Origin of the sequence: Chryseobacterium aurantiacum, assembly GCF_003020585.1 — a bacterium.
GTDB lineage: Bacteria > Bacteroidota > Bacteroidia > Flavobacteriales > Weeksellaceae > Chryseobacterium > Chryseobacterium aurantiacum.
This window is the reverse complement of sequence record NZ_PXUE01000001.1, coordinates 424442-449175: the sequence shown is the minus strand read 5'-3', so window position 1 is coordinate 449175 and position 24734 is coordinate 424442. Positions and strand designations below refer to the sequence as shown.

Genomic DNA, 24734 nt, shown 5'->3' with positions numbered 1-24734 from the left:
TTTGAAAATTCTTAAAAAGAAAAAAGTCTATTGTGAAAAAATTTTTACTCTACATTCCGGCAGTAGTATTCTGTACTACAACAACCCTGATTTCCTGTAATTCATCGAAGAATCTTAATACCAATCTTCCCGTAGATATTGCCAACCGTCCTGCTGATGAGGACAGTCAAAAATATGATCAGGCTCAGCTGGATAGGTTAAAAGCCTCCATTGAATCTGAAGCTACCGGAGAAAAATGTACCAATGCCAGTGAATGGACATTTGCTGCAATGGGAGTAAAAGCCTGTGGTGGACCACAACAATACATTGCGTATCCTAAAAAGATTGAATCCAGTATTCTGCCAAGGATCAATGAGTATACGGATAAAGTAAGGGTTTTTAATGAAAAATATAATATTACGTCTGATTGTATGGTGATTACACCTCCAACTTCTCTGAAGTGCATCCACGGAAAAGTAAGACTTATCACTCCTGATGATAATTAAAAATAAAGCAAAGGTTCTATAATCAAATCAACAAAAATCCCGGTCTTAGGACCGGGATTTTTACCTATTTCTAAATGAGAATATAGCAAGGAAAGATAAGAGACTAATATTTATCATCTAAGCTTTAAATATTGAATCTTACATTTAAACCCTGATTCTACAATTCATAATCTTTTACGTTCTCTTTATACCAAGACGAATATTTCACATAGTTATCGGCAATTCTGTTTACTTCACCTTCCAGTAACTGAGCATTAATATCCTTGATTTTTTTAGCAGGAACACCTCCCCAAACTTCTCCGGACTTGATGTGGGTTCCCTGTGTTACTACTGAACCTGCTCCTACAATTGAATTTTCTTCAACCAGGCAGTCATCCATAACAATAGCTCCCATTCCTATCAAAACATTATCATGAATTGTACATCCATGAACAATTGCATTGTGCCCGATGGAAACATTATTTCCTATATTCAGGGGGTATTTTTGATAAGTACAGTGCAGCATTGCATTATCCTGAACATTCACTTTGTTTCCCATTTTAATATAATGAACATCTCCTCGAATTACAGCATTGTACCAAACGCTACAATCTTTTCCCATCGTAACATCTCCGATAATAGTAGCCGTTTCAGCTAAAAAAGTGTTCTCGCCGATCTGTGGGCTTTTCCCTAAAAGTTCTTTTATTAGTGCCATAGTTTTAATTTGAAAATTTGAAAATAAGCCTGTTTGAAAATTACGATTTACTCCATTTAATTTTTAGTATCTAACTTCTAAATTAAAGCGATAGCAAAAATCTAACTCTCAATTTTCAGCTTCTGACTTCTAATGCGTATTTTTGTATCTCAAATTTAACGAAAAAATGCGTACCGTACTTATAGAACCAACCGAAAACCCAAAAGTGATGAAATTTGTTGCAGATTACAACTTGATTCCGGGGTCTTTAGAATTGGACAGAACTTCAGATGTTTCAGAAATTCCTTTGGCACAGGAGCTTTTCAATTATCCGTTTGTGGAAAGAATTTTCATTACGGCTAATTTTGTAGCAGTAGCCAAGCAGGATACCATAGAATGGGAGCATGTAGCTGAAAGTCTGAAAAATGTAATTGAAGATGAATTATTGGCTAATCCTAGACTTTATCTTCAGAAGAAAAAAGAAATGTATCAGATCTATTCAGAGATGACACCTAATCCTAATGTAATGAAGTTTGTTTCCAGCAAGCTACTTATGGAGGGATTTGTAGAGGTAAAATCAAGAGAAGCAGCAACCGAAGTTCCTTTGGCAGCAGCTATCTTTAATGAGTTTGACTTTGCAACAGAGGTTTTCATTTCGGATAACTTTGTGGCAGTTACCAAAAATCATTCTGTGGAATGGCATGAAGTAATGAGTACTGTTCGTGCTCTTATCTCTGATTATCTTCAAAATGGTGGTGAAATTTCTAACATTGAACCTCAAAAACATGAAAATCCTGTTGAGAAGATCATCAATAGAGATTATACCGATGATGAGCAGAAAATTTCTGATATCTTAAATGAATATGTAGCTCCTGCTGTGGAAAATGATGGTGGAAAAATCTCCTTAATGGAATATGATGAAGCCAGCAAGACTGCAAAAATGCTTTTACAGGGAGCTTGCTCAGGATGTCCTAGTTCTACCGCTACTTTGAAAAACGGTATTGAGAACATCTTGAAACAATTTGTTCCTGATCTTGTAGAAAGAGTGGAAGCTGTAAACGGATAACAGACCTTTCATGATCTCCCAAAAGAAAATTCTGGTAATTGTTGGAAGTGCTACAAAGAACTCCAGCAATCAGAAACTGATGGAACAGGTATTGGAAAAGAATTCCAGTATTCATTTCGACAGGTATGATGATCTATCTATTCTTCCTCACTTTGATACGTCCTTAACTGATGTTGACACACCTGAGGAAGTAGTGAAGATCAGAGAGAGAGCATTACCCATTCGGCGGGGGTTATATTTTCTACTCCGGAATATATTTTCAGTATTCCGAGCAGATTAAAGAACTTACTGGAATGGTGTGTTTCTACCAATGTTTTCTTGGACAAGCCTGTGGCTTTTATTACAAGTTCTGCCAGTGGTGAAAAAGGTCATGAAGAATTATTATTGCTTTTAAAAACTCTTGGAGCAAAGACCAATGATAAACATCAGCTTTTGATAAAGGGGATAAAAGGTAAGTTTAATAATAATGGCAAGGTTGAAAGTAATACCTTTGCTAAAGTATCAAAATTAGTAACAGATTTCAACGATTCTGTTTCATAATTAAAATTAAAAACATTGAATAAAAAAGGAATTTTACTGGTTAATCTTGGATCTCCGAGGTCTACTGAGGTAAACGATGTAAAAGAATATCTTGACGAATTTTTAATGGATGAAAGAGTCATCGATTACCGTTGGATTTTTCGTGCTCTTCTTGTTCAGGGGATTATCCTGAAAACAAGACCTGCCAAATCTGCTGAAGCCTATAAAACGGTATGGACAGATCAAGGTTCACCATTGATCGTTATTACTGAAAAGATTCAGAAAAAACTTCAGAAAGTGGTAGATGTTCCCGTAGAAATTGGAATGAGGTATGCAGAACCAAGCATTGAAACCGGAATTCAAAAACTGGTGGATCAGGGTATCTCTGAAATTGTTCTTTTCCCTTTGTACCCTCAGTATGCAATGAGTACCACAGAAACTGTGATTGAAAAAGCAGAGGAAGTAAGAAAGAAAAAATTCCCAAAGGTGAAAATCAATTATATTCAGCCTTTTTACAATAGGGATATTTATATTAATTGTCTTGCAGAAAGTATTAAGGAAAAGCTTCCTGAAAACTTTGATGCGCTTCAGTTTTCTTATCATGGAGTTCCTGAAAGACATCTTTACAAAACGGATCCATCCAACACCTGTAAAATTGATGATACCAATTGTATCAACAGTCAGGTAGATACTCATAATGCCTATTGCTACAGACATCAATGTTATAAAACCACGGAAGCTGTGATCGCCAAAATGGGACTTCCAAAAGAGAAAACCATCGTTTCTTTCCAGTCAAGATTAGGAAAAGATAAATGGATTGAACCTTATACGGATGAAACATTGGAAACCATTCCTAAAAAAGGAGTGAAAAATCTGGCCATTGTTTGTCCTGCATTCGTTTCAGACTGTCTTGAGACACTGGAGGAAATTTCTGTGGAAGGAAAAGAACAGTTCATGCATGGAGGTGGAGAAACGTTCCAATATATTCCTTGTTTAAATGATGAAGACCGATGGATAGAAGTGGTAAAAACACTTTGCGAAGAAAAGCTGAATGATTTTTATTTGGTATAATTCATTCATCCAAAATATACAAAAAGGCCGCAGAATACTTCTACGGCCTTTTCTTCGGAATATATTAAAGTTTATTTTTTGATTAGATTTCCTGCAGTCTGTCCGTTCACTGTTACAATGTAAACTCCAGGAAGCATATTGGTTGGAAGCTGAATATTGATTTTATTAGCTCCATCCGTAAGGGTTACTTTTTCAGAGATTTCTTTTTTCCCTGTTAAGCTTACCAATTCTACTGTTCCTTTACCAGCTTTTCCGTCAAATGCAACCGTAAATCTGTCTGTTGCCGGATTTGGACTAATGGTATAAGGTGATTCTTTTGCTGCTGTTGCCACCAATCCTGCCGGAGAAGTACCACCACCAACACCTACAGCATTCCACGCATTGGTAACCTGGGTTACTTCATTACTACCTGCTCCGTATAAATCTGCAGCTGACTGTAGAGAATAAGTTCTCGCGTTAGCATAAGTAGATGTAGAAGTAAGATAAGTAGTTAAAGTTCTATAAGCAATTGCTCCCGCTTTATCTAGTCCGATTCCGGAAACATTATAGGCAAAACCTTTATCATTAGTTCCTGTACCTCCTGTTACCAATAAGTAATACCAGAAATTAAGAACTCCTGAATTGGTATGAACTCCACAATAGTCATTAGCCTGACTAGGGCTGGCACATCCTGAAGTGGTAGTAGCTTTCCAATAAGTTCCCAGATACGTATCCGGTTGGCTGTAAGCATTAGGATTTGCCATATTTCTGATCACATAGCTAAAATCTTCTCCCAGTGTCCAGCTTGCCTGGCTTGGTCTTGCCCATTTTTCTATGGTATTTCCGAAAATATCCGAGAAGCCTTCATTCAAAGCACCAGGTTCTCTCTGATAAACAAGGTTAGCTGTTTTGGAGGTCATCCCATGGGTAATTTCATGGCCACAAACATCCAGAGCGGTTAGAGGCTTACCTCCATTGGTAGAAGAACTTCCGTCACCGTAAGTCATTCTGGATCCATCCCAAAATGCATTAAAATAATTGGTAGAATAATGTACATATGATTTTATAGCAAAATTATTGTTATCAATACTTTTTCTTCCAAATTTTGTATAGAAGTAATCCAATGTCATTTCTGCTCCCCAATGAGCATCGGTAGCATATTGATCTTTATTGGTATTCACATTGTTCCATACATTGTCGGTATCTGTAAAATCTACTGCAGAAGCATAGCTTGTTCCTTTTTTCAAATTATAGGTCTCTACCGATGTTCCTCCGTTTCTACCCGTTTCTCTCAATCTGTAGCTTCCATTATAAGAATCTGCTACGATGCTTCTGCTTCCACTGTAACCTGTAGTGGCCGTTCCCGGAGTGTTTACATCTTGAATAATGGCATCTAACCCCAAGACTTTACCGTTCTTTGCATCTACAAAAACATATTGTCTGCTTAACGGTTTTTCTGCATAAATATCAAATTTATAAGCTAGTTTAAGGTCTTTTAAGCTTTCATCTGTAGGCTCTGAATAATAGACAATTTCAGCTTTAGGAGCAAAACTTGCCTTATCATCGCCGGATTCTTTTTTAATAAAATCTTCTTCTTCTTTATTTTGCCATTTGTATTTATCTGCTCCCACAAAGGAAAGGGCACTTTGCAATGCTGTACTTTCAGAAATATTGGATTTCTTTTCTATTCCCTGTGGAACATCAAGAATCCATTTTCCGGACTGCCCTACAATTTTGCCATCTTTAGTTTGTACAGCCATCATTCCGTATTCTACAGGAATTCCGTTGACTGTCTGTTGAAATCTGTGGGTTTCAAAACCTAAACCATCTTTTTCTAATCCAATCTTACGGGATTCTCCGGAAGAAAGTCGTTGAGAAGTTTCATTAAATAAAACCGGGCTTCCTTGAAAAGCTGGTCCATTTTTTTCAAATCTCATAAACTCTGCATGTAGTCCGCTTTTACCAGGAACTACTTTTGATGGTGTGTTTTGTCCAAAAGCGAAAGAACAAGCTGCAATACTTGCTGCTAGGATAAATTTTGTTTTCATAATAATATTGGTTTGATGTGAAAACGAATTTATAAATTTTTCACAACAAAATGATATATGTTTTAATTAAAATTCAATAGAAAATATAAATCATTAAACAAAACACAATAACGATTTTAAAAAGAAGAGAAATAATTAAACATAATTTTATTATTATTTATATTTTTCATTAATTAATTTAATAAAAATCAACTTTTTGTGAATTATTTTTTCTCGCTGTCCATGTGTTAAACTTGAAATATTTCTACAAATTAATTATTACGTAAAAAAAAAGGCTATCTCAATAGAGACAGCCAAAAAATATTTTATACAGTTTAATTAAAAAGGGAATTATTTTCTAATTGGAGTTCTGAATTCTCCATACCCTATTAAACCATCATAGTTTCTTCCAAAAGGAGCATAATATAAAAATGCCTGATAAAGGTTTTCCGTTTGCCAGAAATTTCCATTCACTTCACCAAAATCCAAAGGACCACTGCCCTGCTTCGTTGCTAAAATATAGTTATAAAACCCTTGCTTCAGGAAAATCTTAGCTACATATTGCTTACCTGCCGCGTCATATTGCATCTGGTTTTCTTTACTTGCCTGAAAATTATTGAAACCACCGAGAACATAAATTTCTTTATCTACGGGTTCTGATTCCAAATAAAAGTATACCCATGAATAATCTGCTTCCCTTTCTGCATCTCTTTCTCTTCCCAGATCATTTCTTCTGTAATACCAGGCTCCGTTTACGTCTGGCTGATATTGATAATTTAAAGGAAATGCCCACACCGGATGCAAATAGGTATAATTACCATCCTCCTTTACTTCTACTGCCCGAACCATATCTGCAGCAATAGTCATGTTTTTATTATCAAAATAATAGAATTCATTGTCTCCCGGAAAGGTAAGATTCATTTGCTGGAAAAGCATTTGATTTCCTAAAACAGTACTTGGTTTCTGATTAGAGATGACCATATTCGGGTTGTTATTCTGCATCACATTTAAGGAAATAGAATTAACATTAGAAGAAAGATCTCCTCCTTTTGGAGAGGCTTTTACTTCTATCCTTTGGTTCACATTAGGATTCTTTGCATCTGCAATTCTTGAAACATTCACTCCTACAGATGCAATGTCTTCTACCAGATAAAATCTTCTTTTGAAAAGAGGTTTATCTGCAGAATCCTTGTAAACAATCAATTCAAAATTCCCTGATACTTTTGGTTGTATCTTATCATTGGGAAACGTCAGCTTATAATGAGTATAAGCTTGTAATGTATTGAAAGAATACTGAAATTTATCTAGAAGTGCATTCATGCTTCCGTTGGCAAACTCTGTGAAGAAGAGGTTGTCATCATTCCAGTTTCTATCGTAATGTTTAATGGTATATCTATAGATCTCGCTGCCATTGGTAAGGTCATCAAAGCTCAAAACCAATTGTTCACCGAACTTTATTACCGGAGTTTCATCATTCGTCTGAGGGTTGAATAACTGGATACTTTGGATATTTTGTCCGTAAACCAGTCCACCCAGGGAGAGTAAAAGTATTCGCAAAGTTTTCATTATTACGAAGATAACGAAAAATAGCCATTTTCTTAATAATATCGTATTTTTGAATAAAAAATATTCAGATTATGCTTCAGATTCAAGGTTTCGTATTCAACTTTGCCAGCGAAAATACATATATCATCTATAACGAAAACAAGAACGCCTGGCTAATTGATCCGGGAAATATGAATGTTCAGGAAACTCAGGCTATTGATGGTTTTATCAAAGAAAAGGGACTGAACATTCAGAAAATTCTTTTGACCCATGCTCATATTGACCATGTTTTAGGGCTTCAGTGGGCATTTGATACTTTTAAAGTGCCTGTATATATGCATCAGGAAGATCAGGAGGTTCTGGATATGCTTCAGGCCAGCGGAATGAGGTTTGGTTTTTCTGTAGATCCTGTAAAAGTGGATATTAATTATGTAAAAGAAGATGACGAACTGGATCTTGATGGTGAAAAATTCAAGATTTATCATGTTCCTGGGCATTCTCCGGGAAGTGTTGTCTATCACAACGAAAATCAGAAATTCATGATTTCCGGTGATGTACTTTTTGAGGGAAGTATTGGTAGAACGGATCTTTACAAAGGAAACTATGAACAATTAATTGAAGGAATCAGGACAAAACTTTTCATTTTAGATTCTGAGACACAGGTCTTCTCTGGTCATGGAAATCCTACCTCAATTGGTTTTGAGAAACAATATAATCCGTTTTTAAAGTAGCAAACAAAATTTAAAGATTGAGCGAATATGATGTTTTCATTTCGTTGATTTTGCAGATAAAGCTTATTTCATTTTTCCTGAAATAGGCAAACAATACATAAAAACCGTCAGGATCTGTTTTCCCGACGGTTTCGTGTTATAAAGAAATAGAGTTTAGAAATCTAAAGTAATGGAAGCTCTGGCTGCTGCCCCCATAATTGGTCTTGCCATGATGGTACCGTCACCATTTGGCGAGCCTGCTCTTGGGTCTCCTTCTGTAATACCAATTGTGTTAAAGATATTGGTACCATCAACTGCGAAACGTATTTTTCCCAGCTGATAGGACATTCCTGCCCCAAATTCCGTGAAAGACGGTAAGGTCTGTACATTCAGTTCATCCTGGAAACGTTTTCCATAATAATTCATATTCACATATGCTCTCCATGATTTTGTAATATTAACTGCCGGTGAAATGTTAAAATAAAACTTCGGCATTCTTCTTACCACATTTCCTTCAAGCAGACTTCCCGCTTCGAGATTTTTATATTTTGGACTCTGGATGGTCCCATTAAATGTAACTTCCAAAACATTATTGAATAAACGGGTATACCCTTCAAACTCAACTCCATAGTTTTCAGTATTAGCGAAGGTATTTTCAGATTTTCCATCAGAGAAAATGTCAGTAAACGACAGGTTTTTCAATGTAGAATAGAAAGGAATAACTGCTATATCAAATGTACGCGAGTAATATTTATATCCTACTTCCAACTGATTGGTCGTTACAGACTTTAAAGGCTTATCACGCGTCGGATTGGAAAAATAATTATAGTAAGCTTCTTCATTCGGGGACCTGAAGCCGTTAGAAAAACGGGCATATACCGCATTTTCTCTGTTGATTTTATAATTTGTAGCTACCGTGAAAGATACTTTGTCAATATTATAATTCCAGTATGTATATTTATTTCCCAATACACTCATATTATCATCAGCAGTTGTAGTTCTGAAACCGTGAATTCCATCTGTTGTGAGCCCTGAGTTATTTAAATTAGCAGTTGTTGTATTGGCAAAATTCCCTTTATAATAATCATGGCTGTAACGAAGACCTCCATTTACACTTAAAGCATCGGTAATGTTATAATCCAGGTTTACATACAGGTCATTCAAACTTCCTTGAGTCTGAGTTCTTCTTTGCAAAAATGTCATATCTATCACCCCATTATAGGTTTTAGAATACCCATCATCTGACGGATGAATAGAAGGGTTTATCAGATTTAAAAGCTCTGGTCTATCCGTAGCAGTCGCAAGAACATTACTCCAGTTCCAATACTGTTGAGATTTCCAGTTGGATTTATAAAAACCTGCTGTAACATTTCCTTTGTCAAATTTATAATTGAACTGTAGATCATTTACAAAGTTATTCATCTGCTTATCAATCGCCCAGAATCCAAGTTTTTGTACAAACGCAGGATCAACAACCGCTCCGGTACTCACCAGTGAATACTGATAATTAGCCATTCCCATTCCTCCTTTATCTAAAGGTTTTGTAGCAAAACCTGCTCCTGTTTTTGGCCCTCCCGCTGGAAAAATCCCCGTATAGTTCATATCAATATTTGTATAACGGGTTTTATTTAAAACGCTGAAATTATTTCCAAGATCATATTTAAACTCAGCACCTAATACATCTACTTTCGGATGAATTCCGTCTTCCAGATTTCTATTGAAAAATCCACCTCCGGCCTGTGGAATATTCAGCTGACTGATTGCTCTGTAGCTATAGGTTCCATAGTTAGGATCAAACCCTTGGAATCCTTTCAGTTTATTTCCGTTTTGGGTTAGTGGAATCGGAAGGAAGAATGTATTTCTGTCATCCAGTTTTTTGTAATATACTTTTACATATCCTTTATCAAATACATATTTCAGGTTCATTCTGATTTGTCCACCATTATTGGCTTTGAAACCTGTTTTTCTTATTCCGTCATCTGTTCTGTAAAAACCTCCAACATTGAAAAATAATTTATCTTTCACCAAAGCTCCTCCCACATTAATATCAGTACGCATCAAACCATAGGTACTTGTTTCCAGTTTTGCAGTACCCCTGAAGTCATTGGTACCTTCTCTGGTAATAAAATTGATAAGACCTCCAGGTGAATTGGTCGCAAAAATGGATCCGGAACCTCCTCTCAAAGCTTCCATACGACTCACTGTATTATCTACACGGAAAAAATTATCTGCATTGGCAAACTGAAGGGCTCCGTCCTCAAAAACAGGAAGGCCGTCTTCCTGCACCTGTACAAACTCGTAGGCTCCTGCAGACGGAATTCCTCTTGCAAAAAGATTATTCCCAACCTCACCTCCTGAGGTTTCCACGGCAAATCCCGGAACTCTCTGTAACAAAGCAGCAGCACTGATAGGGTTTTGCTTTTGAATTTCCTTGGCACTGAACGTTGAAATAGCAGTACTGGATTCTATTTTTTTCTTGGGATTGGAGTTACCCGTAATGACAATCTGATCGATAGAGGAAACTTTTGCAGAATCTTGTGGAGTTTCCTGAGCATAAGCATTATTAAAATATAATGTAGCTGTAGCGGCGATTAAAAAGATTGATTTTTTTTTCATAGCCATATTTTTTATTGTTAGTTTCAGTTTTGTTGTAGTTTTAAATACACTCCATTGGTCCAACCGAATCCATCCTGATTGGGGTATTCCCCGCCTCCTGCTATTGTTTCTGTATCTAATGCATTGTATTTTTCCATCAGTTTTCCTGTGTTTTTATAAACCCTTTCTACGTTAGAACACCAGTTGTTTTTAATACGCTCTGCCAATTCAGCAAAGCCATAGTTCTTCATTGCCTTAAAGCCAAGCCACTGATAAGGAGCCCAGGCATTGGGTAAATCCCATTGTTGTCCGGACTTTTTGGTAGTAGTCACAAGCCCCCCCTGATATAAAAATTTCTCAGAGATAGCTTCTGCTATTGCTTCAGCCTGTTCTTTATTGGCAATTCCAAGGAATAAAGGGTAAAGAGCAGCAATATGTTCAGACGGTGTGTTTGTGTTTTTTATAATATGATAATCCCTGTAAATCTTAGTCTTTTCATCCCAGAAATAGTTATTGATCATCTGTCTTCGGCTTGCTGCTCTTTCAGTAAAATAATTTTCTTTTTCTCTCAGATTCTGAAGCGCTGATGATTTTGCCAGGGTTGTTTCCAAATGCCATAAAAGGCTATTTAAATCTACCTCTGCAAGGTTCAGCGTTTCAATTGTCTGTATATGTTCTCCGTCTGCAAACCATCTGCTGGAAAAATCCCAGCCAGATTCGCAGGCACTTCTTATATTTCTGTAAAATTCATCTCCTGAAGCATTCTCTTGATCTTCAATATCAATTAAATAACTTTCAGGGCGTGGTTCATTTTCAGCATCATAATATCTGTTCAAAATATCTCCATCAATGGTTTTCACCACTCGTTTAAGGCCTGAACCATTTTCAACCTCATCTTTTCCATCCATCCAAAAAGTATATTCTTTCTCTAAAGTATTGTGATACTGAGTGTATATGGTTTCATCATTGGTAGTCTCAGCAAGAAGCTCCAACATCAGCGAAAAGTACGGTGGTTGTGAACGGCTTAAGAAATGGGTTCTGCTTGCATTGGGTACAAATCCAACATTTTGAATAAGATAAGAACAATTCTCCACAATATTTTTCATCATTTCTACCCTGCCGGAAACCTGTAATCCAAGCATGATAAAATAACTGTCCCAGTAGAAAAACTCATTGAAACGTCCCCCCGGAACAATGTAAGGTTTGGGTAACTTTAAAAGCGTACCTTTTTCTTCATAGGCTGTGCGAGTCAGTTCATCCCAAAGCTTTTCGATATGCTGCTCAATGGGAAGATGATCTTCTTTCCGAACAGAAACTCTTGCTCCTAAAAAATCAAAATGGGTCATCACAAAATTTCTTAGGTCAAAACCAGCAGAATCTTTCTCCTGCTGATATTTTGCGTTGATTTCAGCAATCGGAAATAACGGAACTGCATCTGTCATCATTTTTTGATCTTCAAAGATCTTCGACTTCTGCACCGCATCAAAAAGAGTCTGGATTTCGTTGATGTAAAGTTGATTACTCATTGTTATTTTTTAGGATTAATTTTTAATTTATTCATGAAAATTGCTGATGTGATCAACAATGAAAGAGGAATCAGGGATAGATAAAACGCCTGCTGCCCACTGAACTCCTGAAATACAAAGCCTGTAATGATTGAGCCTATGGTTCCTCCAATAGCAGAGAATACGACAATCAAACCGGACATGGCACTGTGTAAATATTTAGGAATAGAAGCCAGAATAACGGAGTTAATACTCGGATAAATAGGTGCCAGTAAACCTCCCATTAAGGGAAACAAATATACTACCAGCGGAGCGTTCAGCCAGGTTGTATGGGTATCAATATGAATATCATGTGTCAGCGGTAAAACCAAAAGTAAGCTTATGGCAAAACCAATTACACAGAATGAAACAACATAAATCCAGCTGAATTTCTTGGAAAAGAAACCTGATAAAAATCTTCCTAAAGCAAAGGCTCCTGCCAATACTGCCCCAGCCTGAATGCTCATTGAGGTTGGAACCTTTAGGATCTCTTTATAGAATGTGGGTGTCCATGTTTGAAAACTCTGCTCTACCAATACAAAAAGGAAAGCACACAATAAAAAGAACAATACTTTTTTATAACTAAACAGACTGGCACTGTTTCTTAAATCACCCAATAAATCGGTTTTCTCACTTTTTGCCTCTCCTTCATTCAATTTTGAAAAGAATAAAAACAGAAATGACAATGTTGAAAGAACACCCAGTACCCAATACACATTCAGCCAGTGCGTAGATTGTGGATTATGATCATCAATATATAAACTGAATAAAACATTTCCCGCCAAAACTCCAATCATGAAAAATCCTTCTAAGAATCCCATGAAGCTTGAATGCTCCTTATCCGTTTCTGTAACCAGTCCAATGGAAGTAAAAACAGATATTTTAATCAGGGCAAAGGAAACTCCTACAATGGCAAATAGTAATTTAAATACCCAAAAACTATTTGTAAACGGCATCACAAAACACATACCGCTTACCAAAAACAAAGCAATCAGCATGGATTTTTTGATTCCGATTTTGGGAAGAAACGAAGCCAAAATGAATGAACAGATTGCAATGGGAAGATCTTTAAATCCTTCCAATATGCTGGCAGATGATTTTGAAATTCCAAAGTTCTGCTGTACCTGCAAAATAACCGTTCCCACAGAATTCAAAAGAATTGCGAAAACAAAATAGTTCAAAAACAAAACCGCCTTTATATTGAAATTTTTCATCCAGATCATTTCTTGTCGGCTAAGATAGAAGCATTTGTATTAACGATAATTTAACACAATAAATCAATATTTGAACAATATTAATATAATTAGTATTTTTAGCGATTAAATATGATTAATTAAATGAAAGTCACTTTTGAAAGGGTAATTCCCAATGAGAAAAGCTCTTTCCGCACGATTCATAATAACTCCCCTATTTCGGAATTCAAATGGGAATATCATTATCATCCCGAAATTGAGCTTGTCTGCGTTATTTCCGGGAGTGGAACCCGCCATGTGGGATACCATAAAAGCAATTATACGAACGGAGACCTTGTGCTGATAGGCACCAATATTCCACATTCAGGATTTGGCTTAAATTCTATCGACCCACATGAGGAGATTGTACTGCAATTCAAGGAAGAAATTCTTCAGTTTCCTCAACAGGAGGTTGAAGCTCGATCTATCAAAAACTTGCTGGAGCTTTCTAAATATGGTATTCATTTTCACCATAAGGTAAAAAAAGCCATGCTTCCGAAGCTAAAACTTATGCTTGAATCCGAAGGATACAAAAGATATCTGCTTCTGCTGGAAATACTTTTTGAACTGTCAAAATGCAAAGACTATGATCTTCTGAACAAGGAAATTATGCCCTACACCATTATTTCAAAGAATAAGACCCGTCTTGAAAATATTTTCACCTATGTGGAGCATCATTATGATAAGGAAATCAACATTGAAGAAGTAGCTAAGCTCGCTAATCTCACCTTGCCTGCCTTTTGTAATTTTTTTAAAAAAGCAACCCAGATTACATTTACCGAATTTGTGAACCGCTATCGGATCAATAAGGCATGCTTGCTGATGGCCCAGGATAAATCCATTTCAGAATGCAGCTATAGCTGTGGTTTTAACAATGTGACTTATTTCAATAGAATGTTTAAAAAGTATACTGCGAAAACACCCTCTGAATTTATTAAGGATTATTCTCATAATAAGGTAAATGTGTAAGGAGACCACGTTAATTCTTTTATATGATATAAAAGTGGATGGATAAACTAACCGTTCTATTTGGCATTCTGTAGGAATCCAAATGACTTTATTTTAAATCTCACGCAAATTTGGCGAATTTCGCAGATATTTACGTATAAAATTCCCACAGTAAAAAAGCTGCATAATCTCCTAAATCTGCGAGAATAATAATCAGTGAAATCGGAGCGATCTGTAGGAAATAAAAAAGCTGTTCTTTAAAAAAAACAGCTCAGTATTATACTAGTAAGAATTAGTAATCAGAAAGTTACTTCCATTTAATATTACATCCCATACTTGGTCTCTGAATTTCTTCCTGAGGTTCTCCAATTAAAAGATTTTCAAAGGCAATAATTAAATCTTCACCGGTTACATCCTTATTATTTCCCGGTCTTGAATCATCCATCTGACCTCTGTAAACAAGGTCCAATTTATCATCAAAGAAATAAAAATCAGGGGTACATGCTGCATCATATGCTCTTGCCACTGCTTGACTTTCATCAAATAAATAAGGAAAATCAAAATTTCTATCGATTTGAAACTCGATCATTTTATCAGGGGAATCAGCCGGATATTTTTCAATATCGTTAGCATTAATCGCGATGAATTCAATTCCTTTTTCATTATAGTCTTCATATAATTCATTGATCTTGTCGATCACATGAAGAACAAACGGACAATGGTTGCACATAAAGATCACCAATGTTCCTTTTTCTCCTTTCAGTTCTTCTAAAGACTGAAGTTCATTCGTTTTTGACGGGTTTGGAAGCTCAAAAAACGGAGCTTTTGTTCCTAATGCCAACATATTTGAGGGAGTATTCATATCCTTTTTTCTTTAGTTCACAAAGATAAAAATTTCTTTTATTAATAGCCTATTCAGTAATTTATAAACTTTCGTTAAATGTTAAAATTAAAATAAGGTTTGGAAGATAACCTTAAAAGTTTGTAGTTTTGCTAACACTGTTAGTAAACAAATATCATGGGCCTACATGAACGTCGTCAAAGAGAAAAAGAATCCATTCGTGCAAATATCTTGCAGGCTGCATTCACTTTGGCCAAAACTGAAGGCTGGGCATCACTTTCTATGCGTAAAATAGCAGACGCTATTGAATACAGCGCACCAGTGGTGTATGATTATTTTGAAAATAAAGAAGCTATTTTATTTGAAATTTCATTAGATGGCTTTCACAAGTTACATATAGAATTACTAAAAGCACAGCAGAAACACAACACTCCTGAAGAACAGCTTGTTGCTATTGTGGATGCTTATTGGAGCTTTGCTTTTAAGAATAAGGAATATTACCAGCTTATGTTTGGTTTGGGAATGCAATGCTGCGGAAAAGGACAGATGAAGAAAGAATTCTCATCATTCCAGGAGCTGATTTATGAGTGTACTGCGAGTATTATCAAAAAGAATGGATCAAATCCTGATAATGCATGTCATATGTCTCATGCGCTGTTCTCGGCAGTACACGGAATGATTTCCATTATGATGATGCGTACGGCAGATATTCCTTCTACAATGAATAAATCGGCTTTGGATGAAACTGTTTCGTCTTTTATTAAGTCTTTATAATATTTTTTTGAACTAAAAATTAACACCGTTAGGAAATATAACACTGAATTAATAGACACAATTCATTTAAACCTAATAAAAAAACAAAATCATTTATGTAGAATCTTGATCAATTCATTTGTTAAAAGTAGTGATTTTTTCTTTTAAAATTAACACTGTTAGCAAAAATAACACACATTACACCTCACATCTTCATATACTTAAACTTATTAAAAACAATTTCAATTATGGAAATTATCGATCTGATCGGACATTAAAAATTCTGTATTTTTTTTTGAACAAATCGTTAACACTGTTAGGAAAAAAAACAGCATTTATTAAAAAGAAACATTACTTAAATCTAACACTTCATTAAAAAAATTAAACCAACAATGAAAATACCTGGAAAAACAAGGTTTATTGTACTTATATCAAGTATAATTCTTTTACAGAGCTGCACCAAGGCTGCGGAAGGATCCAATGCCGCACCTCCAGCTCCAGAACTTCCGGTTTATACCGTTATCAGCTCTCCTGCTACCATTTATCAAGAATTACCAACCGCTTTGGAAGGAAAAAATAATGTGGAAATAAGATCGCAGGTAGATGGATATCTTGATAGAATTTATGTAGAGGAAGGGGCTTATGTAAGAGCCGGACAGCCTTTATTTAAGATAGATTCAAGAAGCTATGGCGAGCAGATGAATATGGCACAAGCTAATCTTCAGGCGGCTAATGCCAATATACAGAAAGCGAAAGTAGAGGTTGACAGACTTCAGCCACTGGTAGCTGCTAAAGTGGTATCTGATGTACAGCTTAAAACAGCAAAAGCCAATTATGAAGCTGCCGTTGCCGCTGCCTCACAGGCAAGAGCATCAGTAGGAAGCGCAAAAATAAATGTAGGATTTACTACAATCACAGCACCTGTAAGTGGTTATATTGGTAGAATTCCTTATAAAAAAGGAAGTTTAATCTCCAGAACAGATCCTAATCCATTGACTTTATTGTCAGACATCAGTGAAATCTATGCCTACTTCTCTTTAAGTGAACTTGATTTTATTGCTTTCCAAAATAAATATCCGGGAGCTACTTTAGATGAGAAGCTGAAAAATATGCCGATGGTAGAACTGGTAATCGCTGACAATAGTACTTATCCTGAAAAGGGGAAATTAAGTATTGTAGACGGACAGTTTGACAAAACTACAGGATCCATCAGTGTACGTGCGGTTTTCCCTAATGCAAACGGAACTCTGAGAACCGGTAATACAGGAAGAATACGTATGCCGCAGCTTATTTCAAATGCAGTCATTATTCCTCAGGAATCTACTTTTGAAATTCAGGATAAAACCTATGTCTATGTAATGGGTAAAGATCAGAAAGTGACTGGAAAACCCATCAAGATCTCAGGAAAAACAGACAGCTATTACTTTATTTCTGAAGGGCTTTCGCCAGGAGACAAAATTGTCTTTACGGGAATTGGAAGTCTGAAAGATGGAGCCTCCATTAAACCGAAAGCAATCTCTTCTGATAGTTTATTGAGAGCAAAACCTTTGTAATAGATATCAATATGATTATTTAAGAGCAGTTTAAACACCATTCTTTTTAACACTTAATCACTTGAAATAATGACTATTACATTGATTAAGAATATTAAGTGTTTAAAAAAGTTTAAACAACATTAAAAAATAAACTTCTTATGTTAAAACAATTTATAGAAAGACCGGTCCTTTCAACGGTCATCTCCATAATACTCTTATTATTGGGAGCCTTGTCTCTCTTTAATTTACCGATTGCCCTCTTTCCGGACATTGCTCCGCCGAGTGTTCAGGTAACGGCTTTTTATCCGGGAGCAAATGCTGAGGTAGTGGCTCGTTCTGTAGCAACACCCATTGAGGAAGCAGTGAACGGGGTTGAAAATATGACCTACATGACCTCTAACTCTAGTAATGATGGTACAATGACCCTGAGCGTTTTCTTCAAGCAGGGATCTGATCCTGATAATGCAGCTGTAAACGTACAAAACCGTGTATCCAAGGCAATGAGTCAGCTTCCTCAGGAAGTAGTACAAGCGGGAATTTCTACGCAGAAAGTTCAGAATAGTATGATTATGTTCATGGGGCTATCCAGTGAGGATCCGAAACAATATGATGAACTTTTCTTACAGAATTACCTTAAAATCAACGTAATTCCACAGATTCAGCGTATTCCTGGAGTTGCTCAGGCACAGGTTTTCGGAACTAGAGATTACTCCATGAGAATCTGGCTAAAACCGGATAGACTGGCTGCCAACAATCTTTCTCCACAGGAAGTTTTGAATGCCATTAAAGACCATAACCTTGAAGCTGCACCAGGGCGTCTTGGACAGGGAAGTAAGGAAACTTATGAATATATCCTTAAATATAAAGGGAAACTGAACAAAGGTGAAGATTACGAAAGTATCGCCATTAAAGCGAATAGTGACGGATCATTCCTAAGATTAAAAGATGTTGCAAGAGTAGAATTTGGTTCTTACACCTATACTGCAACCAACAGAGTAGATGGAAAACCTGTTGCAGGATTTGCCATTCTTCAAACTGCAGGTTCAAATGCCAATGAGATCCTTACTGAGATTGAAAAGCAGGTAAAAGTAATGGAAACTTCTCTTCCAAAAGGAGTGAAACCCATTATCATGTATAATTCCAAGGATTTCCTTGATGCCTCTATTCATCAGGTAGTAGAAACATTGGTGATTGCATTCGTATTGGTATTTATTGTAGTATTTATTTTTCTTCAGGATTTCAGATCTACTTTAATTCCCGCCATTGCGGTTCCGGTAGCCATTATTGGTACATTCTTCTTCCTGCAATTATTTGGTTTCAGTATTAATATGCTTACGTTGTTTGCATTGGTATTGGCCATTGGTATTGTAGTGGATGATGCCATTGTAGTGGTGGAAGCCGTCCATTCCAAAATGGAACAAACAGGAATGCCTGTGGAACAAGCCACTATGAACTCTATGAGTGAAATTTCCGGGGCCATCATTTCCATTACATTGGTAATGTGTGCGGTATTTATTCCCGTAGGATTTATGCAGGGACCTGCAGGGGTTTTCTACAGACAGTTTGCCTTTACATTGGCCATTGCTATTTTGATTTCAGCAGTAAATGCATTGACATTAAGTCCTGCCCTATGTGCGCTTTTCCTTAATGATCCTCAGGGAGAACATGGTGAGCATGGTCACAAGAAAGGTTTTGGAGCAAGGTTCTTCAACGCATTTAATGCGAGCTTCAATAACATGACCAAAAAATATATTTACAGCCTTAAGTTTTTAATTAAAAACAAATGGGTTGCCATAGGAGGTCTTGTAGCGATAACTGCACTCAGCATATTCATGATTAAAAAAGCTCCTTCAGGGTTTATTCCTACAGAAGATCAGGGATTCGTATTGTATGCCGTGAATACGCCTCCGGGAAGTTCACTGGAAAGAACGCATAATGCAACTGCACAAATTGATAAAATCATTAACGGAGAAAAAGCAACCAATCACCTTTGGGTAGCAGACGGGATGAATTTCATCAGTAATGCTAATGCTTCTCCCTATTCTGCAGGTTTCATCAAGCTTAAAGATTATGATAAGCGTGGTGAAATGAAAGATCCTGATCAGATTGCAGCTACATTGACAGGCAAAGTAAGCCAGGTAAAAGATGCCAATGCATTCTTTTTCAACTTCCCAACAATTCAGGGATTTGGTAACGTTTCCGGTTTCGAATTTATGCTTCAGGATAAAACCAACGGTTCTTTTGAACAATTGGGAACTACAACACAACAATTCATTGGCGAGTTAATGAAGCGTCCTGAAATTGCATTTGCATTTACTACTTATGCAGCCGGAAATCCACAATACACCATTGACGTAGATACAGATAAAGCCAATCAATTAGGAGTTTCTGTTACAGAGCTAATGCAGACTATGCAGATTTACTACGGAAGTAGCTTCGTTTCAGATTTCAACAGATTTGGGAAGTATTACAGAGTAATGGCACAGGCAGATATTCCTTATCGTACAGATATCAACTCTTTGGAGGGAATTTATGTAAAAAATAAATCGGGAGAAATGGTTCCTGCTAAAACCTTAGTTACCTTAAAAAGAACCTTTGGCCCTGAAACGGTAACCAGAAATAACTTATTCAACGCAGTAACCATCAATGGTACTCCAAAACCTGGGTACAGTACCGGAGATGCCATCAAAGCAGTAGAAGAAGTAGCAAAACAATCACTTCCGAGAGGCTATGGCTATGAGTGGACAGGGATTACCCGTGAAGAAATTAAGACTGGTGGACAAACTACATTCATCTTCCTTTTAAGTATTCTTTTTGTTTACTTCCTATTGGCAGCACAGTATGAAAGTTATATTCTTCCGTTTGCCATTATCTTAACTATTCCAACGGGAATCTTTGGGGTATTTGCCTTCACAGGACTGGCAGGAATTGATAATAACATCTATGTACAGGTCGGATTGATCATGCTGGTCGGATTATTGGCGAAAAATGCCATCCTGATTGTAGAATTTGCCGTTCAGAGAAGAAAAGCAGGAAGATCATTAATTGAATCCGCTCTTCAGGCTTCAAGATTACGTCTAAGACCAATTTTGATGACCTCTTTTGCCTTTATCGTGGGGATGCTTCCATTGGTATGGACACAGGGTGCTTCTGCAAAAGGTAACCACTCCATCGGTTATAGTACAGTAGGAGGAATGCTTACAGGAGTTGTATTCGGAATTTTTATTATTCCGGTAATGTATGTGGTCTTCCAGTATCTGCATGAAAAAATGCCTAGCAGAAAAAAGAAAAGACTTCTGAAAAAACAAATGGAGCAAGAACTTTCAACTGCTACTCACTAATAAAAATGAATTACAAAAACTTAGAGAAAATTTTAAGAGCACAAAAGATTACCTATTTTCTTATCTGTTCTTAATTGGTTTAGAAAAGCTAAATATTTTCTCCTACTAAAGACAATTTTTGCATCAACAGAAACCTCTCTAAGTTTTGTATTCAATTAAAAGTTTAAAAACTATGAAAAGAGTAAAAAATATTATTCTAACATTTGCGCTGGCTATAGGATCTGTTTCGTGTGTGTCAAAACTGGCATATACGGAGCCGGATCTCCCGCTTCCGGAAAAGTTTCAGTATACAGCAACTGCCGATACAGCAAGCATTGCCAATCTGGAATGGAAACAATTCTTCAATGATCCTATTTTACAGGGATTGATTGAAAAAGGAATTAAAAATAATTATGATCTTCAAATTGCCTTAAAACAGGTTGCCTCTTCACAGGAAAAACTAAAACAGGCAAAATATATGCAATATCCGGACGTTGGCTTCGGGGTATCCGCGCAGATTTCAAAACCATCCAAGAACAGTATGAATGGGCAAAGCTTAAATTTATTTTTAGGACAAAGCCATGTTGAAGATTACAACGCTGCATTCAACTTATCTTGGGAGGCTGATATTTGGGGAAAGATTAAAAACCAACAGGAAGTTTCAAGAATGCAATATCTACAAACTTACGAAGGTTCAAAAGCTATCCAGACACAGGTTATTGCAGCCATTGCCCAAGGATACTACAATCTTTTGATGCTTGATAAACAATTAGGTATTGCAAAATCTAATCTGGAATTGAGCAGCAACACCCTAATGATTACACAAAAAATGTGGGAAAGTGGGGATACAACTTCTTTGGGAGTACAACAGGCTGCAGCCCAGAAACAGGCAACAGAGCTTCTGATCTCTCAGCTGGAACAAAATATTGCCATCCAGGAAAATGCCTTAAGTATTTTGGTGGGTGAAACGCCTAATAAAGTGAACAGAACCATTGAAATGTCTGACACTTCACTTCCTCAAAATATTTCGGCAGGGCTTCCGGCAGCTATGGTAAGCAGAAGGCCTGATGTACGTCAGCAGGAACTTGTTTTACTAGAATCCAATGCAATGGTAGGAATTGCGCAGGCCAATATGTATCCTGCATTAAAAATTACAGCAAACGGAGGAGTTAACTCATTCAAAATTGACAACTGGTTTCAAATTCCGGCATCATTATTTGGATCTGTTTTAGGTGGAATTACTCAGCCTATCTTCCAGAAAAGACAATTAAAAACAGATTTAGCTGTAGCTAAAATTCAAAGAGAGAAAAATGTCTTGGCTTTTCGTCAATCGGTTTTGAATGCCGTGGGTGAAGTTTCTGATGCCCTTGTTTCCAATGAAAACTTAAAAATTCAGGAACAAAAAGCGACAGAGCAGTCCACTACATTGAAAGATGGAATTAAAAGCGCACAGCTTCTTTACAGAGGAGGTTCAGCCAATTATCTGGAGGTAATTACCGCACAAGGAAATTCTCTTCAGGCCGAGTTGAATCTTGCTTCCATTAAGAGACAGAGATTAAGCAGCATTGTAGATCTATACAGAGCGCTAGGCGGCGGTTGGAAGTAGTAAATTTAATTATATTGTTTGAGGTGCGGTTCTTTACAGGACCGCATTTTTTATAAGAAAGCTTTTTAAACTTTTTTATTAAAACACAAAGGAGATACAAAAGCTTTTTAAACACGTAAGTTATTTAAGTGATATACTTTGTATATAAGAAAGGACACTCAAGTTTTGTTGAAAATCAAAAATTTTCATCTGATGTGAACGTAATTGTGCTGTATTTCCTTACACTTTCTAAAGTGTACTAAAGTGGTAAAAAAAATAAATATTTTGTGACTTTTGCGGTTAAGTTTAAACAGACTTTATAAATAAATTGGAAAAACGATAAGACACTAAACCTATTAAAAAAATTGCGTCTTTGCGATGGCCAACAAAAAAATAACCATTTATTTCTGAAACTGCTCAGCAATCCACAAAATCAGATTTTCAAAGTCTTGTTGAGAATATCCCAGTTGCAAATAATGAATATCTTCGGCTCTTCTGTACCAGGTCAATTGACGTTTAGCATATCTTCGGCTGTTCTTTTTAATTTCTGAAACAGCAAAATCAAGATCCCATTCTCCGTCAAAATATTTAAATAATTCAGCGTATCCAACTGTATTCAATGCAGTCATACCTTTAAATTTCTCCAAACTTTTCACCTCATCCAAAAGACCTTTCTCCATCATAATATCAACCCTGCGATTGATCCTGTCATACAATTCTTCTCTAGGTGCTTCAATACCAATCCTGATGACATTAAAATCTCTGGAGTCTTGGGAAACTGCAATTTGTTCAGAATATTTTTTATTGGTTTGCCAGATCACATCAATGGCACGCAGAAGTCTTCTGTGATTGTGAATATCTACCACCTCAGCATATTCGGGATCAAGCTCCTTTAAAATTTCCTGAAGTTTTTCAATTCCTTCCTGCTCCAAAAGTTTCTGAAGTTTCTCCTGATTTTCAGCATCTGCTTCTGGCAGATCATTCAACCCCTCAATAACTGCTTTCTCATACATCATACTTCCACCAACAAGAATTACGGTGTTATGATTTTGAAAAAGTTCATTAAGTTTTTGCAGGGCATCTTCTTCGTACTGCCCAATAGAATAGTAGTCTTCTACCGAAAGATTTCCAATAAAATGATGAGGTGCTTCAGCCAACTCCTCTTCAGAAGGGGATGCAGTTCCTATTTTCATTTCCTTAAAGAACTGGCGGGAATCGCAGGAAACAATCTCAGTATTGAAATGTTTTGCCAGATCAATTGCCAGTCTCGTTTTACCTATTCCGGTGGGTCCTACTACAGAAATTAGATTTTTCATCAGTTCACGTTCATTATTTTATTGCTCATATGGAATCTTTACAGATTTCACAGTGCTAATTTAAATGTTTATCTTTGTAGAACAATAAAAAACTATGATTTTATCAATGACTGGCTTCGGTAGAGCCGAAGGTGTTTTTGAAGGAAAAAAAATAACAATAGATATTAAATCATTGAACAGCAAGAGCTTTGATTTAAATATCAAAATTCCTTTACGTTATAAAGAAAAAGAATTTGAAATCAGAAAAATTCTTAATGATAGAATTATCCGTGGAAAGGTAGACTGCTACGTCAATCTGGAAAACCTTGAAGAATCCAATGATGTGAAGATCAATAAGAGTTTAATTGAATCTTATGTCAATGAACTTAAAAATATTGCATCCGACGGACCTGATTTCGAATATCTAAAAATGGCTGTAAGACTTCCTGACGCCATTACATCAAGACCTGATGAACTTACAGAGGGTGAATGGGAAGCATTAGCAAAAATCGTTAATGGTGCTGTTGATAGATTTGAAGAATTCAGAAAAACTGAAGGCAGTATTTTACACGAAGAACTGAACAGAAATATTCAAAATATTGATAAATATCTGGGTGAAGTGATTCCTTTTGAAGAAGAAAGAATCATAAGTGTAAAAGAACGTTATCAAAAATCTCTGAAGGAGTTCGAAAATGTAGATGAAACTCGTTTTTATCAGGAAATGGCTTACTTCACAGAAAAATTAGACATTTCAGAAGAAAAGGTAAGACTTACCCAGCACCTGAAATACTATAAGGAAGTAATGGACAATGAATCTTTCAACGGAAAAAAACTGGGCTTTATTTCTCAGGAAATCGGAAGAGAGATCAATACATTAGGTTCCAAAGCCAACCATGCTGAAATCCAGAAGCTGGTGGTAATGATGAAAGATGATTTGGAAAAAATTAAAGAACAAACGTTAAACGTATTATAAATAGTTGACTGCTGATAGTAGGGATAACTCCTATCCGG

Annotated in this window: 20 protein-coding genes; 12 read left to right on the top strand and 8 right to left on the bottom strand. The window is 36.3% G+C overall.

Going from position 1 to position 24734, the window contains the following annotated elements; translation table 11 throughout:
• The first annotated feature begins 32 nt into the window (after positions 1 to 32).
• A complete protein-coding gene (locus tag C7D53_RS02000; RefSeq protein WP_106914727.1) occupies positions 33 to 485 on the top strand; it encodes a hypothetical protein in 453 nt (150 codons plus the stop codon).
• 157 nt (positions 486 to 642) lie between these two features.
• Here C7D53_RS02000 and C7D53_RS01995 read toward each other — a convergent pair whose 3' ends face one another.
• Entirely contained in the window at positions 643 to 1179 is a 537-nt protein-coding gene (locus C7D53_RS01995) for a gamma carbonic anhydrase family protein (protein ID WP_106914726.1), read from the bottom strand.
• A gap of 166 nt (positions 1180 to 1345) precedes the next feature.
• Here C7D53_RS01995 and C7D53_RS01990 point away from each other — a divergent pair, with 166 nt between their 5' ends.
• From C7D53_RS01990 to hemH, 4 genes are read left to right on the top strand one after another with little or no spacing between them, the layout of a single operon-like run.
• On the top strand, positions 1346 to 2224 hold the full coding sequence (locus tag C7D53_RS01990) for a NifU family protein (RefSeq protein ID WP_106914725.1): 879 nt from the start codon (positions 1346 to 1348) through the stop codon (positions 2222 to 2224).
• Between the two features lie 10 nt (positions 2225 to 2234).
• Positions 2235 to 2504 carry an NADPH-dependent FMN reductase gene (locus C7D53_RS01985; protein WP_106914724.1) on the top strand — a complete coding sequence of 90 codons (270 nt, stop codon included), beginning with the start codon at positions 2235 to 2237 and terminating at the stop codon, positions 2502 to 2504.
• Entirely contained in the window at positions 2438 to 2764 is a 327-nt protein-coding gene (locus tag C7D53_RS01980) for an NADPH-dependent FMN reductase (protein ID WP_106914723.1), read from the top strand. Before C7D53_RS01985 ends, C7D53_RS01980 begins: the two co-directional genes overlap by 67 nt.
• Positions 2765 to 2779: 15 nt before the next feature.
• Complete coding sequence (hemH, locus tag C7D53_RS01975) at positions 2780 to 3814, top strand: ferrochelatase (protein ID WP_106914722.1); 1035 nt, start codon at positions 2780 to 2782, stop codon at positions 3812 to 3814.
• A gap of 71 nt (positions 3815 to 3885) precedes the next feature.
• On the opposite strand, the gene C7D53_RS01970 is transcribed toward hemH, so the two are convergent.
• Together C7D53_RS01970 and C7D53_RS01965 are read right to left on the bottom strand one after the other, a co-directional pair.
• Positions 3886 to 5841: a M4 family metallopeptidase gene (locus tag C7D53_RS01970; RefSeq protein ID WP_106914721.1), complete on the bottom strand. Its 1956-nt coding sequence runs from the start codon at positions 5839 to 5841 to the stop codon at positions 3886 to 3888.
• A gap of 330 nt (positions 5842 to 6171) precedes the next feature.
• Entirely contained in the window at positions 6172 to 7386 is a 1215-nt protein-coding gene (locus tag C7D53_RS01965) for a type IX secretion system plug protein (RefSeq protein WP_106914720.1), read from the bottom strand.
• A gap of 71 nt (positions 7387 to 7457) precedes the next feature.
• On the opposite strand from C7D53_RS01965, the gene C7D53_RS01960 reads away from it, so the two are divergent.
• A complete protein-coding gene (locus C7D53_RS01960) occupies positions 7458 to 8096 on the top strand; it encodes an MBL fold metallo-hydrolase (protein WP_106914719.1) in 639 nt (212 codons plus the stop codon).
• Between the two features lie 153 nt (positions 8097 to 8249).
• Here C7D53_RS01960 and C7D53_RS01955 read toward each other — a convergent pair whose 3' ends face one another.
• The 3 genes from C7D53_RS01955 to C7D53_RS01945 are packed head-to-tail and all read right to left on the bottom strand — an operon-like array spanning position 8250 to position 13428.
• A complete protein-coding gene (locus C7D53_RS01955; RefSeq protein WP_106915546.1) occupies positions 8250 to 10691 on the bottom strand; it encodes a TonB-dependent receptor in 2442 nt (813 codons plus the stop codon).
• 23 nt (positions 10692 to 10714) lie between these two features.
• Entirely contained in the window at positions 10715 to 12196 is a 1482-nt protein-coding gene (locus C7D53_RS01950; protein WP_106914718.1) for a trehalase family glycosidase, read from the bottom strand.
• Positions 12197 to 12198: 2 nt separating this feature from the next.
• On the bottom strand, positions 12199 to 13428 hold the full coding sequence (locus tag C7D53_RS01945) for an MFS transporter (RefSeq protein WP_106914717.1): 1230 nt from the start codon (positions 13426 to 13428) through the stop codon (positions 12199 to 12201).
• 123 nt (positions 13429 to 13551) lie between these two features.
• Between C7D53_RS01945 and C7D53_RS01940 the strand changes: the two genes are divergently transcribed.
• Positions 13552 to 14415, top strand: coding sequence for an AraC family transcriptional regulator (locus C7D53_RS01940; RefSeq protein WP_106914716.1), 864 nt, complete (start codon positions 13552 to 13554; stop codon positions 14413 to 14415).
• A 286-nt stretch (positions 14416 to 14701) separates the two neighbouring features.
• On the opposite strand, the gene C7D53_RS01935 is transcribed toward C7D53_RS01940, so the two are convergent.
• Positions 14702 to 15256 (bottom strand): thioredoxin family protein, encoded by a 555-nt coding sequence (locus C7D53_RS01935; RefSeq protein WP_106914715.1) that lies wholly within the window; start codon positions 15254 to 15256, stop codon positions 14702 to 14704.
• Between the two features lie 156 nt (positions 15257 to 15412).
• On the opposite strand from C7D53_RS01935, the gene C7D53_RS01930 reads away from it, so the two are divergent.
• From C7D53_RS01930 to C7D53_RS01915, 4 genes are all read left to right on the top strand, one after another.
• Positions 15413 to 16009: a TetR/AcrR family transcriptional regulator gene (locus C7D53_RS01930; protein WP_106914714.1), complete on the top strand. Its 597-nt coding sequence runs from the start codon at positions 15413 to 15415 to the stop codon at positions 16007 to 16009.
• A 371-nt stretch (positions 16010 to 16380) separates the two neighbouring features.
• Positions 16381 to 17541, top strand: a complete 1161-nt coding sequence (locus C7D53_RS01925; protein WP_106914713.1) for an efflux RND transporter periplasmic adaptor subunit — start codon at positions 16381 to 16383, stop codon at positions 17539 to 17541.
• A 140-nt stretch (positions 17542 to 17681) separates the two neighbouring features.
• Positions 17682 to 20864, top strand: coding sequence for an efflux RND transporter permease subunit (locus tag C7D53_RS01920; protein WP_106914712.1), 3183 nt, complete (start codon positions 17682 to 17684; stop codon positions 20862 to 20864).
• Positions 20865 to 21036: 172 nt separating this feature from the next.
• A complete protein-coding gene (locus tag C7D53_RS01915; RefSeq protein WP_106914711.1) occupies positions 21037 to 22449 on the top strand; it encodes an efflux transporter outer membrane subunit in 1413 nt (470 codons plus the stop codon).
• A gap of 380 nt (positions 22450 to 22829) precedes the next feature.
• Here C7D53_RS01915 and miaA read toward each other — a convergent pair whose 3' ends face one another.
• Positions 22830 to 23744: a tRNA (adenosine(37)-N6)-dimethylallyltransferase MiaA gene (gene miaA / locus C7D53_RS01910; RefSeq protein WP_106914710.1), complete on the bottom strand. Its 915-nt coding sequence runs from the start codon at positions 23742 to 23744 to the stop codon at positions 22830 to 22832.
• Positions 23745 to 23850: 106 nt separating this feature from the next.
• Here miaA and C7D53_RS01905 point away from each other — a divergent pair, with 106 nt between their 5' ends.
• Entirely contained in the window at positions 23851 to 24696 is an 846-nt protein-coding gene (locus C7D53_RS01905; RefSeq protein WP_262497849.1) for a YicC family protein, read from the top strand.
• Positions 24697 to 24734: the final 38 nt, after the last annotated feature.